Below are 14474 nucleotides of genomic sequence, written 5' to 3' on the forward strand. Positions count from 1 at the left end.
AACTCCTCTCAATTCACACTTAGACAGCATTGATTGTCTGATTAGAATGTTCACTAATTGGCATATATTTAGGTTCTTCAGAGAATAGTTCTCTAGAAGATTTATCTTGTTTGGGTGCGCCGTAAAAACCTGCTTCAGCTTCTAGTTCATCAACGAAATCCCAAGCTTCGATTGTGCGTTTAGAGTCTGGTCCGTAGTTCGCAGAAATTGCCCGTGCATTAGAGACAGCTTTATATATCTCTTTTTGCAAGAATAGTAATTTGGGTTTCTCTACAAAATCACCCTTAGTAATAATATCGCTGATAGAAATTATCCCAAGTAATTCGCCTCTGATGACAGGCGCACTCCGCATACCTGTATTAGCCAATAACCTTGCCACATATTCTATATCAAGGTCAGGATCTACAGTGACGCAGGGTTTACTCATTATTTCGTAAACATAAACTCTTTGAGGATCTTTTCCATAAGCAACCACTTTGCCTGCAATATCACTCTCAGTCACAATGCCATAAGCATCACCACTATGACGAGGTTCGACAATTAATTCTTGGAGTTGTTTGAGCCTTAATAATTTCACTGCTGCTGCTACAGTAGCGGAGCCGCGAATGGTAGCTACATCTTGAATCATGATTTGTTTGGCTCGCATAATTCCTGCTCCTTATTTATTGCAAGTAAGGGAATTTTTTCTAAACTGCTGTACTTCTTCCCAAACAGTATTTGCTTAGTTTAAGCATGATGAAAATTAGACACAGGTTTTACGCAGTATTAGCCCTAAATTCTACTTAGTAGAATTATGTATTTTAGGTATAAGATTTACAGATTTTCCCTATATATTGCTGAAGCGATCGCATCGTTTTGCCTAATTTTCAGTTGTACCAGGATTCAGGTAGAAATATCTTAGATAACCCTGTAATCACTTGCTACTGGCGTTTAGGTTCACTAGCAACAATTTAGCTTACTTATATATTATCACTCTGATAAGTTTGTTTTATAAATAAGTGTGTATTCTCCTATAGATATTGGTTAAATAACACAAAAAATTGTCAAATTGCATTAGAAAATACATTTGTTTTTTAAAGATTGTGTTTTCAACTTAGGCTGGCTTTAAAACCTAGGTCTCTATGTAAATTTGTTTAGTTTGTAGGCAAAACTTATCTTTTGAAATTTGTTTTTATAGACATGATTGATGTATAAAACTTGCTAACAATTAATCATCCATTGGGTATGAATTTTGCTATGTCTGCCAAGCAAATATATCCCCCCAATGGAGTATTTTTATTAGCAATCACTTACCCAAGTAATTTTGTATAAATTATATCTGCTAAATTTATAAAGAAATTCTAAAAAACACCTCTTTTATTCCAAATAGTTGGTATTGTTTCAAACAAGCATCATCCAAAAGGAAAATAAAACATGAAAATTAGCGCTCGTAATGCAATAAAAACTACTGTTAAGAAAGTTGTAACTGGTTCAGTTAATACCGAAGTCACTTTAGAACTAGCACCTGGAGTAGAACTAGTCTCTATAATCACCAAATCCTCAGCCGATAGATTAGGCTTGGCTGAAGGTAAACAAGCTTATGCTGTTATTAAAGCATCAGATGTTATTGTTGCTATTGATTAATCAATAACTGATTTGTGAGATGTATAAACAAGATACCCGACTTCTTTAATAAGTTGGGTATCAATAATATTGAGCATATAATTAACTTTCAACAATCCGAACATAAATAATCCGAGCAATTTTTTGATTAATACTGATAGTTTGGTTATTAACTTTGACTAACAATGAAGGAAATTGCTGTTCTATTGTAATAGAAGTACCGATTTTTATGCCTATTGAAATAATTTTATCTAGTATTCTTGTATTCTCAGTTTGATAAAAAGCTACTATACCTTGTTCACCTGGTTTAAGTAATTCTAAGGAGCAGCCAATTATGGAAAAAGGAGTAAACATTATAAATATAAAGTATAAAATATGAAGTATGAAAGATAAGGAGTATTTTCCTGACCTTTCATACTTTTATTGATTGCTATGAATAGCAACTAAACCACTAATTAAACGAGGTAAGGTTCTTGGTGTGTTTTGATTGTGCAGTTAGAGCGAGGATAGGTAACGCACAATAGAGCAAATCCTTTGGACATTTGCTCATCATCCAAAAAGATTTGATCAGATTGATCAACTTCACCTTCAGTAACTTTGCCTACACAGCTAGAGCAAGAACCTGAATGGCAAGAAAAAGGTAACTCAATACCATTTTCTTCTGCTCCGTCTAAAATTGTAGTTTCTTCGTCAATTTCAATTGTGGTGTCGAGGTCTTCTTTTTTGTTGATTAATCTTACTTGATAGGTAGCCATTTTTCCGATTCTCCTCAATTTTACGGTTCGGTTAATTCTCGAAGTGTGTCAGTCTCCTCTTCGAGAAACTATGAATAGGAAGACACTGCATTTGATGAGTGATTGCGAGTGTCTCTGACATTTGGCGTGGAGTACGTTTACGGAAAGCCTCTATGGTTGATTTGAAACTAAAAGAAGAATCTTTTAGCTGCAAGGAACACCAGTTGGCGTACAGTCTCCTGCTTGGAAAGATTTGCCACAACCGCAGGTACTAGTTGCATTGGGGTTGGTAAATTTGAAACCACTTTCTACCATCCCTTCGACAAAATCGATCACGATTCCTTCTAACAAGGGCGCACTTTTGGCATCCACATAAACCAGCACACTACCTTGCTGGATTACTAAATCATCTGGTTGGGGTTGGCTAGTGACATCCATGCCATATTCATAGCCATTGCAACCACCACCTTTGACAGAGATGCGGATACCTTTAGTTGCACTATTCTCATCGGAACCGGAACCTCGCAGGAAAGCCCGCAAACGAAATTCTGCTTTTTCTGTTAAAGTAACAGTCATTCAATCTCCTGATCTGTAGCGATTGATTGTTCTAATCTAGAATTTGGAATTTTTGTGATAATTGTCCTTTGTCATTAGTCATTAGTCATTTGTAAATACAAAAGACAAAGGACAAATGACCAAGGACAAAATACTTATTAAGTTGTAAAATTACTGGTGGTTTCCATTGATGGAGATTGCGCGTATCTCCAAGGCGCATTATTACCGCAAACATGACAAGAGCGATCGCGGTATGAACGACGCTTGGCAAATTCCATCCGGTTAAAGTCTATTGTCAGCAATTGCGACAATAAAGGCTGACTGAAACCAGTAATTAGCTTGACTGCTTCTAAGGCTGTTAAACAAGCCAATGTGCCAGAAACAGCACCTAGCACCGAGAAACCACGCCGATCCCAATCAGGCTTTTCGGGAAACAGACAAGATAAACAAGGCGTGACACCGGGAATAATCGTTGTCAGATAAGCCTCCATCCCATCCATTGCAGCTTCTACCATTGGTTTTCGCCAGCGTACACAAGCCGCATTCAACAAATTGCGTTCTGTAAAATTATGAGCGCAGTCCAGTGCCATATCTGCGGACTGTACCAAAGAATCTACATTCTCTGCGGTAACGTAGTCATGAACCGCCTCGATTTCGATATCAGGATTGATGGCTTGTAAGGTTTCTTTAGCCTTAAATACTCTTGGCTTACCTACCCAATCATCCGTCATCAGAATCTGACGATTCATATCATCAAGGCGCAAATCGCCACCCCGGACTAGAATTAGCTTGCCAACGCCTGCTACTGCTAAGTAAAGCGCGGCTGTACCACCTAATCCCCCCACACCTGTCACCAATACTGTCGCTGACTTCAGGCGCTTCTGAGCCGCTTCGCCAAAATTAGGCAGCATCATTTGGCGACTATAACGTTCTAACTCGGTAGGAGTTAGGTTAACCACTATTTACCTCCTAATCAGAAGAGAGTTCTGTCAGCGTAATTACATTTTTTGGCTTGTCTTTAAAGACTTTGAACACCTTTTGTTCTTGGGGTGTTGATTCGAGAAATACTTGATATGCTTTTTGCAAAGCCAAGCAATATTGATTGAGCTTTTCTTCTGCATTTAAATCAGCAGAATTATTATCTATCTCTTGGATATATTGCGAGAATTTTTTCAATATATGGAGACGATTTATATTGACAATTTTTTGGTCATAATCTAGCTCAAAGAATTGAAAATATTCTTCAGCATCACTTATTTTTTTGAATTCATCAATAGTTTTACTCATTTAGCCTCCAATTCTGTTAGCTGCTGCTTTAACTCATCAAGTTGACGATATATTTCATAAGTTGCCGCCGCAACATCCATAAGTGTTTTGTAATCTGTTGGTAGACCTTCTGCTAAATCATGCAGATCCATTTTCATTTGACCTGCTTTGCTGTTGAGGCGTTTAATTTGAGTTTTCAATTCCTCGATTGTCATTGGTTATTTGTCCTTTGTCATTTGTCATTTGTAAATAAGCGTGACTTTGATAAACCTCTCCCCAACCCCTCTGTCTTGAAAAGTTTTGCGCCGGGAAACCCGGACGCGCAAACTTTTCGCTCCGACGCGGAGAGGGGCAAAAATATTCTGTGTTTTTAACAAAAAATTCAGAGTTTCAAAGCCTCTCTCCCTTTGGGGGAGAGGTTTGGAGAGGGGTTAAAATAACGAACAACTAATGACTAATGACGAAAAGTTATAGCTTTCCTACTTCTGGAAAACGGTTAACTAAATCCAATCCTTTTTGGACAAAAGTTTCGCCTTCTTCTGCTAACTTTTCTAGAGATTCAAAACCGAAACGATGAGCATCTCTTAAGGTTTTAACTGTTAGCAAAAGCCGTCCAGAAAAGACTAACGCCCAGCCGAAGCCCTCATGGTTGATGTTAACTACAACCTGAGATATCAGATTAGTTTCTTGTTCGATTCTGGCAGCAATAGCTCGGAAAAATACTAATATCCGGGCTTGTGTTGCGGCATCAACTTCACCTTCAATAGGAATTTCGCGTTTCTTTTTTTTGGGAACGACGAAAGCTTTGAGGATTAATTCATCTGACCAATTACGGTAAAATCCGTAACTATCTTGACCTCTAATTTGTAGGATTAAAGCCTTAATGAAGGGAGAGTTTAAGGCGGCGAGACTAGTAGTTCCGTTAACAGTATTATCTGCGGTCATACAGTTGCTTCGTTCTCAATATCATCTGTAAAGGTTTTGGTTTTTGGTTGTAGAGCTTTCCGCAACCAAGGTGGAGGATTCCCTTTAAGAGTTTGGACTAATTTAGTGAGCAACTCTTCAATTTTTTCTTCTTCGGTGCGGGCTTTAACTGGGGTAACACCTTTTTTTATTAACTTGGCAGCAGCAGTACCACCAATTGCTGTCACATAAACAATTGCACAGTCAACCAGTGCATCAAGTTTGGGTGTGATTTTATCTTCGTTACCATCTTCTTTTAACTCACCCTCAAAGTTGAGAGTTTGTAAAAATTGATATCCTTCTGCATCGATTTCGTAGACATCAATTTCTCTCGCCCAGCCAAAGTGAGCATTAACATGAATATGGTCACTGGTTGTAAAGGCAATTTTCATTCTGTTCTCCTACTTGTGTAGGGAGTGGGGAGTGGGGAGTGGGGAGTAGAAATTCACTACTCCCTATTCCCTACTCCCAATTCCCCAATTTCTAATCATTGAAAAAGTGTTTTACTCTCTCTTCTTCAGCTTCTAAAAAGAGGTTGCCCATGCCGAACAAAAGCTCCATCGTGCCGCGATAGCCAACTTTTGTAAATAGACCATTTCCTAAACGGTCGTAAATGGGCAAGCCTAAACGATAAAGAGGTATCGACAGACGTTTTGCGATCGCCCCCACGTTAGAATTACCAATTAGTAAGTCAGAACCTACTGCTAGTTCTTCAAAGTCTTCTAAATCGCCGATGGTGACACTCTTAATGGGGAGTTTTTCAAGTAAAGGCGATCGCGTTGTGGTCACAGCAGCGTGAATTTGTGTTCCCATCGATTGCAAGAAGCGCACTGTACCCCACAACAAATCAGGCTCTAGAGCTAAAGATACTCGTTTTGCACCAAAATAAAAGTGCGTATCAAGCATTGCATCTTGCAATTGGCGACGTTGCCGACGGTACTTTTCGGGTACTGGGTTGCTGCTCAAAATCGATAGTGCTTGCAAGAACTCATCGACTGCTTCCAGTCCAGTCAGTTCACCAAACACTTCATAGGGAATGTTAAACCGCTCATCCAGAATCTTGGCAGCACCCCGCATACTTTCACCCAAAGCGATGGTGAAAGCAGAACAACCTACTTGTCGTAGTTGTTTCACACTAGTACCGCTACCTGTGACGGGGGTATAGTTATCTTCTAAATGACCATCTAAAGAAGCTCCGAGGTCAGGTACGAAGATAGGTTCTAATCCAAAAGCAGTGACAATCTCTTTGATTTCTTGTAAGTCGCCTGGGGTAAAAGCAGAACCAGCCAAGATTGTGACTTGTTCGCTTCTGATCCCGCCTGCTTGGGGAATTTCTTTAACGATGCTTTCCACAGCAGTAGCAAAACCATCTTGTAATGCACCTTTAAAATCTGGTGTTGGTGCAAATATAACGGGGATGTGGTCTAATTCCCGATGGCGATCGCGGATATCCTTCAAGAAGCGTTCAATATCATCGCCTCTGGTTTCGGTTAATCCAGTGGTACACAAACCGATAATTTCTGGCTTGGCCTTCTCAACCAACGTGAGAAGAGCCTGTTCCACATTCTCTTCGCCACCCAAAATCGTAGTTACTTCAGTCATGGCTGTAGTGGCTAGGGGAATAGCTTCCCGAAAATGCCGTACAAGCACAACTTTGGCAAAGGCGGTACACCCTTGAGAACCGTGGAATAGAGGTATCATTCCCTTCAATCCCAAAAAGGCGAGGGATGCACCTAAAGCTTGGCTTTGTTTGAGGGGATTAACTGCAACTGATTTTTCGGGGACAGTAACGATCGCCATCTAAAATACCTCTTCTATTGACGCAGAAAACATATCTTCTGCTGACAAACTAAAATTATTTAAAGTCCCTGCTTCTTCATCCCAAGGCGCAGGCTTACGAATTTGATCCCAGATGGGGCTGTGGAGGGCTTCGTATAACTCTCGTGCCATCTCTAACATTCCCACATACCCAGCATACGGATGATGACGTTCTTGGTTGATGTCGAGGAAAGGAATCCGCGCTTTTAGGGCTGTGTATTGGTTACGACCACCCGCAATCAACATATCAGCGTTTGTGTCACGTACTAATTGCAACAACTCCTGAGCATTGCCTTTTTCTAGCATCATGCCTTCTGTACCGAGCAAGCGTTTGATTTTTGCCTTATCTTCCTCTGTACTCTTGCGGGTGCTAGTAGCCACAACTTCTATCCCCAAATCCTTAGCGGCGGAGATAATTGACCAACTTTTCACACCGCCAGTATACAGAACCACACGCTTACCCTTGAGTCGGGCGCGATAAGGAGCTAAGGCGATATCCAAAGCCGCAGTTTCTTCCGCAATCAGCTTTTCTGTACGCTCTTGCAAATCAGGATCGCCCAACTTAGCAGCCACATTCCGCAAACAACGATTTATATCATCAATGCCATAAAAAGACTCTTCAATGTAGGGAATCCCATATTGCTCCTCCATCTTTCTCGCCATATTGAGCAAAGCCCGCGAACAAATCATCACGTTCAACTTGGCACGGTGAGCGTAACAAATTTCTTGATAACGAGCATCACCCGTGATTTTGGATAGTACGCGGATGCCTAATTTTTCAAATAAAGGCAGGACTCCCCACATTTCCCCGGCGATATTGTATTCGCCGATCAAGTTTATATCATAGGGGGTTGTGAACTCCGGTTCTGCTGTCCCGACAACATAATCTAATAAAGCTTCACCGCCAAAACGGTTCCCCAAATTCTTACTACCAATAAATCCCGGCGCAATCACCGGGACAACAGGAGTACCAATTTTTTCAGCCGCCGCCTTGCAAACAGCATTGATATCATCGCCAATCAACGCTGTCACACAAGTAGCATAAACAAATACAGCCGTGGGATTATAACGCTGATGAATTTCTAAAATTGCCTTGTAGAGCTTCTTTTCACCACCGAAAATCACATCATTTTCAGTCATGTCGGTAGTGAAACCCATCTTGTAAAGTTGAGGGCCAGAAGAGAGACTACCACGACTACCCCAAGAATTACCAGCACAGGCGATCGGGCCGTGAACCAAATGCGCCGCATCAGTAATTGGAACCAGAGCAATCATCGCCCCATCAAAAGCACAACCACCTTGAGCCGCCCCAGGTTGCGCTTGTTGCGTACAAGACTTATTCTTCTTCTCGCCCTTCTTCTGCTGATTATGTTCGCATCCCGACTCATTCAGCAGTTCATTAACCTTCTTCTGGGTATTCATCTCTCTTCCTCTGTGTTCTCCGCGCCTCTGTGGTTCGACAAAAATTATTGATAGGAATTAACTGAAACTCTTAAAGGATGTATGAGAAATCTTAATCCCCCCTAGCCCCCCTTTTTAAGGGGGGAAAATATCTCAAAGTCCCCCTTTTTAAGGGGGATTTAGGGGGATCTATAAATCTTAAAAAGCTTTCAGACATCCTCTTAATTCCTTCGTGTCCTTAGCGTCCTTTGTGGTTCGTTAAATCCTACTTGAGAAAAACCAGTTAACAATAATCACCTATAAATTCACTGATTACTGTTAACTGTTACAAAAACTTCCTGCAAAAATCTTTTCCATACCCGACACACAATTCCCCATGTGCATCAGTAATTCATTTCTATAACATCGACTTTTACAAGAAAGTTAAAAGTATTCTTCACTACGAAGGATAAAAAATTTTCTTTCCTGCCATTTTTTACCTGATTTTGGGGTGAGACATTTATATAACTACACAAATATATTTTTAGAAATAGCCCCAAACCCCTATTCTCAGGTGAGATTTAATCAGTAATGAGTAATTTTGAGCCGCTAATAATTAGCAAATGTACCTTGTCACATCCTCACCACATTCATCAGCGAGGTAAGACAAAGCCCGAAAACGCAAACCAACAAACTCATCATAGAGAGGATTCAGCTTACACAAAGGTGGAATATGGAGACTCTTCCCAAATAAACTAATATTTCGCTCAAAAGGACAACAGCAAGGAATTACCTGGCATATTACATGAGCGAAGCGATTATTTTTAACTTGAATTCCGTCCACCAAACGACGTAAGGGATTAAGTACAGGAGACTTTTTATAGTTAGGTGGATGGTAATTAACGTGAGAGTGAGTGTGATTGATGCTGTCCATAATAGAGATGCTGAATCAAGAGATAGGTAGGTTGAAAAGTAAAAGGTAAAAAGTCAAAAGGCAAAAGAGTAAGTGTTTTACCTTTGCCCTTTACCTTTTGACTTACTTAGCTGTTTTTAACAAACAAGCTATGGTATTGTCGCCATTTCTAGCGAATCAAGTCGAAGGAGATATCGGTCTTACCAGTGATGTTGGTGTTGCGATCCATTTCATCCAACAGAGTGTTAACAACCCAGTTGAGGATGTTTAGACCACCTTGGTAGCCGAGGGTAGCATAGCGGTGTAAGTGGTGGCGATCGAACAGAGGATAACCAATCCGCACCATTGGGATTTTGGTATCGCGCCACAGGTACTTACCGTAGGAGTTACCGATGAAGAAGTCTACGGGTTCTGTGAACAACAAGGAACGGAAGTGCCACAAGTCTTTTTGAATCCAAACTTTAGCTTCTTTACCGAATGGACTAGCTGCGAGAATAGCTTCCATTTCTTTCTTGAAGGTTTCATCACCGTTGTTGCAGAGGATGTGTACAGGCTCTGCACCCATTTCTAACAAGAAGCTGGTGATGGAGATGATCAAGTCAGGATCGCCGTAAATAGCGAACTTCTTACCATGAATCCAAGCGTAGGAATCGGTGATAGCATCAACTAAACGACCGCGATCGATTTCTAACTCTTCAGGAATCGCTTTACCAGTCAATTCAGCGATCGCAGTCAAGAATTCGTCAGTACCTTTAACACCAAAAGGACGTAGAACTTTTGTTTCTTGCTTCCATTGAGTAGAGATATACTCACGGGTTTTGGGTGTGGTGTAAGCTTGGAGAGCTACTGTTGCCTTAGCGTTGATAGAATCAGCAGCATCTTCCAGCTTTGTACCACCTGGGTACATATCAAATTCACCAGTGTTGGGTGAATCAAAGTAGTCGCTGCTGTCAGACAGAATGGTGTAGTCAACACCCATAATGTTCAACATCCGCTTAACTTCGCGGTTGTTACCAACGTATGTATCAAAACCAGGGATGATGTTGATTTTGCCGTTGCTGGTAGCTGTTTTCTTGCCTTCTGTCAGGTTCAATAGAATTCCCTTCATCATGTTGTCGTAACCAGTGATGTGGGAACCAACGAAGCTGGGGGTGTGAGCGAAAGGTACTGGGAAGTCTTGAGGAATAGAACCAGCATTCTTAGAGTTGGTGATGAACGCACCCAAGTCATCACCGATAACTTCAGCCATACAGGTGGTGCAAACAGCAATCATCTTAGGCTTGTACAGTTGGTATGAAACTTGCATACCTTCAATCATGTTGTTCAAGCCACCAAATACTGCTGCGTCTTCTGTCATGGAAGAAGAAACTGCGGAGCAAGGCTCTTTATAGTGACGGCTGAGGTGTGTACGGAAGTAAGCCACACAACCTTGAGAACCTTGAACGAAGGGAAGAGTACCTTCAAAACCTAAAGCCGCGAACATTGCGCCTACAGGTTGACAACCTTTAGCGGGGTTGATGGTTAAAGCTTCACGAGCGAAGTTCTTTTCCCGGTAATCCCAAGATTTTGTCCATTCAGAAACTCTTTCAACTTCTTCAGGAGGATGTGCGCCTTCAAAGTTCTTTCTCTTGTTTTCAAATAGCTCGGTGTATTCTGGCTGTTTGAATAGATCAACGTGGTCTACAATTCTGTCAGGATTCTGTGGCATTTGTCTGTCTCTCTACGCTTGCTGGTTGGTGTAGTAATTGAAGTGTTGGGAGAGCCTGGGGGAATTCCGCTCCTCTCCTGGGGAGTCACGAGTGATGAATCATGAATAATGAATAAAAGTCTTCATCCAGCATTCAGCATTCACCATTCTTCCCTGGGTTCCTGGGGCTAAAAACCCCAGGCTATCCGTTTTATTCTTGGGGATGAATTAAGCAGCAGCCTTAGCTTTGGTAGCAGCTTTCTTCCAAGGTGCGCCAATCAAGCTCCAAGTTGGGCTGTTGAGTGCTAAGTCCATATCACGAGCGAAGATAGCAAATCCGTCATAACCGTGATAAGGGCCGGAGTAATCCTTTTTGTGGTTTAATGGCTTTTAGCAGCGAAATGTTTACGTTAAACAGTGTTAGTTTTAAACATTGTTCGCTGATAACACATTAAATTTTAGGCTAAATATAGGCTAATACCACAGCGATGCAAAATCAGGGTAAAGACAAATATCAGCAAGCCTTTGCAGATTTAGAGCCACTTTCATCTACCGACGGCAGTTTTCTTGGCTCAAGTCTGCAAGCACAGCAGCAAAGAGAACACATGAGAGCAAAAGTATTACAAGAACTAGAGAAAGTAAATCTGCGTTTAAAGTCTGCAAAAACAAAAGTATCAATTCGGGAATCAAACGGAAGTCTGCAATTACGGGCAACATTACCAATTAAACCCGGCGACAAAGACAGCAACGGCACTGGCAGAAAGCAATACAATATTAGTTTGAATATTCCCGCCAACTTGGATGGACTCAAGACGGCTGAGGAAGAAGCTTATGAATTAGGCAAATTAATCGCTCGTAAAACCTTTGAATGGAACGATAAATATCTAGGCAAAGAAGCTACGAAAAAAGATGTCAAAACTATAGGTGAGTTACTGGAAAAATTCGAGGATGAATATTTTAAAACGCATAAACGGACAACGAAAAGTGAACACACATTTTTCTATTATTTTTCCCGCACCCAGCGATACACTAATCCTCAAGATTTAGCCACTGCGGAAAATCTCATTAATTCAATTGAACAAATCGATAAGGAATGGGCTAGATATAATGCCACTAGAGCCATATCTGCTTTTTGCCAGACATTCAATATAGAAATTGATTTGTCTAAATATGCCAAAATGCCCGATCGCAATTCCCGCAACATCCCTACAGATGCCGAAATACTATCAGGAATTACTAAATTTGAAGACTATTTAAATAGTAGAGGCAATCAAGTTAATCAAGATGTAAAAGATAGCTGGCAACTTTGGCGATGGACGTATGGAATGTTAGCCGTATTTGGTTTACGTCCCAGAGAAATTTTTATCAATCCTGATATTGATTGGTGGTTGAGTAAAGAAAATACAGACTTAACATGGAAGGTAGATAAAGAGTGTAAAACTGGCGAAAGACAAGCATTACCATTACATAAAGAATGGATTGATGAATTTGATTTAAGAAATCCTAAATATTTAGAAATGTTGGCAACGGCAATTAGTAAAAAAGATAAAAATAATCATGCAGAGATAACTGCATTAACACAACGAGTAAGTTGGTGGTTCCGCAAAATCGGCTTAGATTTCAAGCCTTACGATTTACGTCACGCTTGGGCAATTCGAGCGCATATTTTAGGTATACCAATCAAAGCAGCAGCCGATAATTTAGGACATAGTATGCAAGTTCACACCCAAACCTATCAGCGTTGGTTTTCGCTAGATATGCGGAAGTTGGCAATTAATCAGGCTTTGACTAAGAGGAATGAGATGGAGTTAATTAGGGAAGAAAATGCTAGGTTGAGGATGGAGAATGAAAAGTTAAAGCTGGAGATTGAGAAGTTAAAGATGGAGATTGTTTATAAGCAAAGTTAAATTTGCTTATAAACTTGATGTGATGTATTATGCTGTTCTAAAACGCAATCTACTACATAGTTATTTAGTCCATTTGGTGGGAAAAAGTTTATTGTCAGCATCAGGTGTCTGAAGTTTTAAAATTGTTCCGTCAGAAAAAATACTGATTTCTTCTTCACCCTCTCGAACTCTTGTATTTTGAATTTCCTGGATGTTGGTATCAAGTCGAATAATCTGCTCTATTGTCTCCAAATGAACACCCATAAATAGACGAGTTCTACCATCAGGAACTTCTAAATATCTTCCAATATAAGTTCTATTTTCCCATGTAATAGTCTCTTTCGTTAGCCTTTCTTGTTCAAAAGTTTGTATAAGTGGATCTAAAAAACGTTGAAGACCCAGATTCCTTGGAAATCGCTCTAAAACTCGTTCTTGGTAATCTTGCCTATCTAATCTAAATTTTTCTGCGAGCAAAGTTTCATAGGCTCGCAAAGTAGTGTCTAAGCCAACAAAGCTGAGAACACAGGTGTAATGTAATAATATTGAGTTATCTTTTTCAGGCAGAAAAATATTAGAAATTGGAGGATCTGCAATAAATGTGAACGGTGGCATACTTTTGTCTCCTGTTGGAAAGTACGAAACAATTGCAAATTTTCCTCTAGCGGGTTCTGGATAAGCTTTTGATTGTTCTAGTGCTTTAGTCATAGCTATTTCAACATTTTGCGGCTGGGTTGTTCCTTTTGATTCGTAAATGTATCTTTCATCATTTATATCGAATCCCAAAAAGTCAGGAGTTTTTTTGGATAACTTTCTATTTTGAGGTATTTGACTAATAGTTTCCCATCTAATATTAAAAGATTGATTCATAAGTAAAGAGGATATGGCAACTCCCAAATCTTCAGACAAACGTTTTTTAAAGTCTGAAGAACCTTGACCAATAATTATGAATCCATTAATAGATATACTTGAACCATTAAATAAAGGCACTACTGTATTAATATATAAAAAAAGATTATAACCAAATCTATCTTGATTTTGCCCTAATAACATTAAGACATGAGTAAATGTTATGGCATCAAACTCAAAAATACAGAGGTTTTGCTCAACTTGCTGGAGTTGATTGTTTGTAGAGTATATTTGTTGTAATGTATCAAAATTAATAGTTGATGAATCAAAAGAGACAAATGTTCTCAGCATTGATTTTGGTTTTTATATAAGTTTGAGTGTTACTAGAAATTAATCCTATTCTTGTAGCTTGAACAACAAAATAATCAAGGTGATTGATGCGTTTTAATACAAATCTGTCCTTAAACAAAAACGTTCTATTAATCATAGCCACATTTTTTATTAGAGAGTATACGTAATTACTCTAGAATTATATCTGCGAAACGTTGGAGTAAATGCTTGGCTTGTAAACATAGTAAAATGCGATAACGTCAATAGATGCTGGGCTAAAAAGAAAGTATATTTACAGGCGATCGCTTGCTGATAACTATATATAGTAAAGTGCGATCGCTTCAATTAATGCTGTACGAAAAAGAAGTATGTTCACAGGCGATCTCAGGCTGAAAATTAGAGATGATAAAGTGCGATCGCTTCAATAGATGCTGGAGTCAAAAAGAAAGTTTATCTACAGGCGATCGCTTGCTGAGAATTACAGATGTTAAAGT

The 14474-nt window shown here is 39.8% G+C and carries 16 protein-coding genes and 1 pseudogene; 2 read left to right on the top strand and 15 right to left on the bottom strand.

The window, feature by feature from the left end; all coding sequences use genetic code 11:
• Window positions 1-19 precede the first annotated feature (19 nt).
• Window positions 20-646: a CBS domain-containing protein gene (locus NCWK1_RS22545; protein ID WP_187308218.1), complete on the bottom strand. Its 627-nt coding sequence runs from the start codon at window positions 644-646 to the stop codon at window positions 20-22.
• Window positions 647-1413: 767 nt separating this feature from the next.
• Between NCWK1_RS22545 and NCWK1_RS22550 the strand changes: the two genes are divergently transcribed.
• Window positions 1414-1623: a TOBE domain-containing protein gene (locus tag NCWK1_RS22550; protein ID WP_103126254.1), complete on the top strand. Its 210-nt coding sequence runs from the start codon at window positions 1414-1416 to the stop codon at window positions 1621-1623.
• A gap of 81 nt (window positions 1624-1704) precedes the next feature.
• Here the strand turns inward: NCWK1_RS22550 and NCWK1_RS22555 are convergent, their stop codons facing one another.
• The 13 genes and pseudogenes from NCWK1_RS22555 to NCWK1_RS30625 form a co-directional block, all read right to left on the bottom strand.
• Window positions 1705-1956 (bottom strand): FeoA domain-containing protein, encoded by a 252-nt coding sequence (locus NCWK1_RS22555; RefSeq protein WP_103126255.1) that lies wholly within the window; start codon window positions 1954-1956, stop codon window positions 1705-1707.
• A gap of 101 nt (window positions 1957-2057) precedes the next feature.
• The gene (locus NCWK1_RS22560) at window positions 2058-2357 is read right to left on the bottom strand and encodes a 2Fe-2S iron-sulfur cluster-binding protein (protein ID WP_015114168.1); all 300 of its coding nucleotides are present in this window, start codon (window positions 2355-2357) and stop codon (window positions 2058-2060) included.
• Window positions 2358-2540: 183 nt separating this feature from the next.
• A complete protein-coding gene (locus tag NCWK1_RS22565) occupies window positions 2541-2912 on the bottom strand; it encodes a HesB/IscA family protein (protein WP_096576520.1) in 372 nt (123 codons plus the stop codon).
• A gap of 137 nt (window positions 2913-3049) precedes the next feature.
• On the bottom strand, window positions 3050-3850 hold the full coding sequence (locus NCWK1_RS22570) for a HesA/MoeB/ThiF family protein (protein ID WP_103126256.1): 801 nt from the start codon (window positions 3848-3850) through the stop codon (window positions 3050-3052).
• Window positions 3851-3860: 10 nt separating this feature from the next.
• Window positions 3861-4178 carry a nitrogenase-stabilizing/protective protein NifW gene (nifW, locus tag NCWK1_RS22575; protein WP_103126257.1) on the bottom strand — a complete coding sequence of 106 codons (318 nt, stop codon included), beginning with the start codon at window positions 4176-4178 and terminating at the stop codon, window positions 3861-3863.
• Complete coding sequence (locus tag NCWK1_RS22580) at window positions 4175-4372, bottom strand: CCE_0567 family metalloprotein (protein ID WP_103126258.1); 198 nt, start codon at window positions 4370-4372, stop codon at window positions 4175-4177. The genes nifW and NCWK1_RS22580 overlap by 4 nt, the downstream gene beginning before the upstream one ends.
• A gap of 253 nt (window positions 4373-4625) precedes the next feature.
• Window positions 4626-5102, bottom strand: coding sequence for a NifX-associated nitrogen fixation protein (locus tag NCWK1_RS22585; protein ID WP_103126259.1), 477 nt, complete (start codon window positions 5100-5102; stop codon window positions 4626-4628).
• Window positions 5099-5512 (bottom strand): nitrogen fixation protein NifX, encoded by a 414-nt coding sequence (gene nifX / locus NCWK1_RS22590; protein ID WP_096576510.1) that lies wholly within the window; start codon window positions 5510-5512, stop codon window positions 5099-5101. Before nifX ends, NCWK1_RS22585 begins: the two co-directional genes overlap by 4 nt.
• Window positions 5513-5603: 91 nt before the next feature.
• A complete protein-coding gene (gene nifN / locus NCWK1_RS22595; protein ID WP_103126260.1) occupies window positions 5604-6920 on the bottom strand; it encodes a nitrogenase iron-molybdenum cofactor biosynthesis protein NifN in 1317 nt (438 codons plus the stop codon).
• Window positions 6921-8360 (bottom strand): nitrogenase iron-molybdenum cofactor biosynthesis protein NifE, encoded by a 1440-nt coding sequence (gene nifE, locus NCWK1_RS22600; RefSeq protein WP_103126261.1) that lies wholly within the window; start codon window positions 8358-8360, stop codon window positions 6921-6923.
• A 574-nt stretch (window positions 8361-8934) separates the two neighbouring features.
• The gene (locus NCWK1_RS22605) at window positions 8935-9252 is read right to left on the bottom strand and encodes a Mo-dependent nitrogenase C-terminal domain-containing protein (RefSeq protein ID WP_103126262.1); all 318 of its coding nucleotides are present in this window, start codon (window positions 9250-9252) and stop codon (window positions 8935-8937) included.
• Window positions 9253-9400: 148 nt separating this feature from the next.
• Window positions 9401-10939 carry a nitrogenase molybdenum-iron protein subunit beta gene (nifK, locus tag NCWK1_RS22610; protein WP_096576502.1) on the bottom strand — a complete coding sequence of 513 codons (1539 nt, stop codon included), beginning with the start codon at window positions 10937-10939 and terminating at the stop codon, window positions 9401-9403.
• Window positions 10940-11146: 207 nt separating this feature from the next.
• Window positions 11147-11296, bottom strand: a pseudogene (locus tag NCWK1_RS30625) (nitrogenase molybdenum-iron protein subunit alpha); the annotation flags it as partial.
• Window positions 11297-11406: 110 nt separating this feature from the next.
• Here NCWK1_RS30625 and NCWK1_RS22615 point away from each other — a divergent pair.
• On the top strand, window positions 11407-12825 hold the full coding sequence (locus tag NCWK1_RS22615) for a site-specific integrase (RefSeq protein ID WP_187308219.1): 1419 nt from the start codon (window positions 11407-11409) through the stop codon (window positions 12823-12825).
• Between the two features lie 60 nt (window positions 12826-12885).
• Here NCWK1_RS22615 and NCWK1_RS22620 read toward each other — a convergent pair whose 3' ends face one another.
• Window positions 12886-14001, bottom strand: a complete 1116-nt coding sequence (locus NCWK1_RS22620; RefSeq protein WP_103126263.1) for a hypothetical protein — start codon at window positions 13999-14001, stop codon at window positions 12886-12888.
• Window positions 14002-14474: the final 473 nt, after the last annotated feature.

The sequence above is a fragment of the Nostoc cycadae WK-1 genome (assembly GCF_002897135.1).
Taxonomy (GTDB): Bacteria; Cyanobacteriota; Cyanobacteriia; order Cyanobacteriales; family Nostocaceae; genus Nostoc_B.

Excerpts from the sequence above, each read along its gene's own strand:
- nifE (WP_103126261.1), bottom strand. The coding sequence starts at position 8,360 with ATGAATACCCAGAAGAAGGTTAATGAACTGCTGAATGAGTCGGGATGC.
- nifK (WP_096576502.1), bottom strand. The coding sequence starts at position 10,939 with ATGCCACAGAATCCTGACAGAATTGTAGACCACGTTGATCTATTCAAA.
- NCWK1_RS22605 (WP_103126262.1), bottom strand. The coding sequence starts at position 9,252 with ATGGACAGCATCAATCACACTCACTCTCACGTTAATTACCATCCACCT.
- NCWK1_RS22545 (WP_187308218.1), bottom strand. The coding sequence starts at position 646 with ATGCGAGCCAAACAAATCATGATTCAAGATGTAGCTACCATTCGCGGC.
- NCWK1_RS22565 (WP_096576520.1), bottom strand. The coding sequence starts at position 2,912 with ATGACTGTTACTTTAACAGAAAAAGCAGAATTTCGTTTGCGGGCTTTC.
- nifX (WP_096576510.1), bottom strand. The coding sequence starts at position 5,512 with ATGAAAATTGCCTTTACAACCAGTGACCATATTCATGTTAATGCTCAC.
- NCWK1_RS22620 (WP_103126263.1), bottom strand. The coding sequence starts at position 14,001 with ATGCTGAGAACATTTGTCTCTTTTGATTCATCAACTATTAATTTTGAT.
- nifN (WP_103126260.1), bottom strand. The coding sequence starts at position 6,920 with ATGGCGATCGTTACTGTCCCCGAAAAATCAGTTGCAGTTAATCCCCTC.
- NCWK1_RS22560 (WP_015114168.1), bottom strand. The coding sequence starts at position 2,357 with ATGGCTACCTATCAAGTAAGATTAATCAACAAAAAAGAAGACCTCGAC.
- NCWK1_RS22615 (WP_187308219.1), top strand. The coding sequence starts at position 11,407 with ATGCAAAATCAGGGTAAAGACAAATATCAGCAAGCCTTTGCAGATTTA.
- NCWK1_RS22555 (WP_103126255.1), bottom strand. The coding sequence starts at position 1,956 with ATGTTTACTCCTTTTTCCATAATTGGCTGCTCCTTAGAATTACTTAAA.
- NCWK1_RS22550 (WP_103126254.1), top strand. The coding sequence starts at position 1,414 with ATGAAAATTAGCGCTCGTAATGCAATAAAAACTACTGTTAAGAAAGTT.
- nifW (WP_103126257.1), bottom strand. The coding sequence starts at position 4,178 with ATGAGTAAAACTATTGATGAATTCAAAAAAATAAGTGATGCTGAAGAA.
- NCWK1_RS22585 (WP_103126259.1), bottom strand. The coding sequence starts at position 5,102 with ATGACCGCAGATAATACTGTTAACGGAACTACTAGTCTCGCCGCCTTA.
- NCWK1_RS22580 (WP_103126258.1), bottom strand. The coding sequence starts at position 4,372 with ATGACAATCGAGGAATTGAAAACTCAAATTAAACGCCTCAACAGCAAA.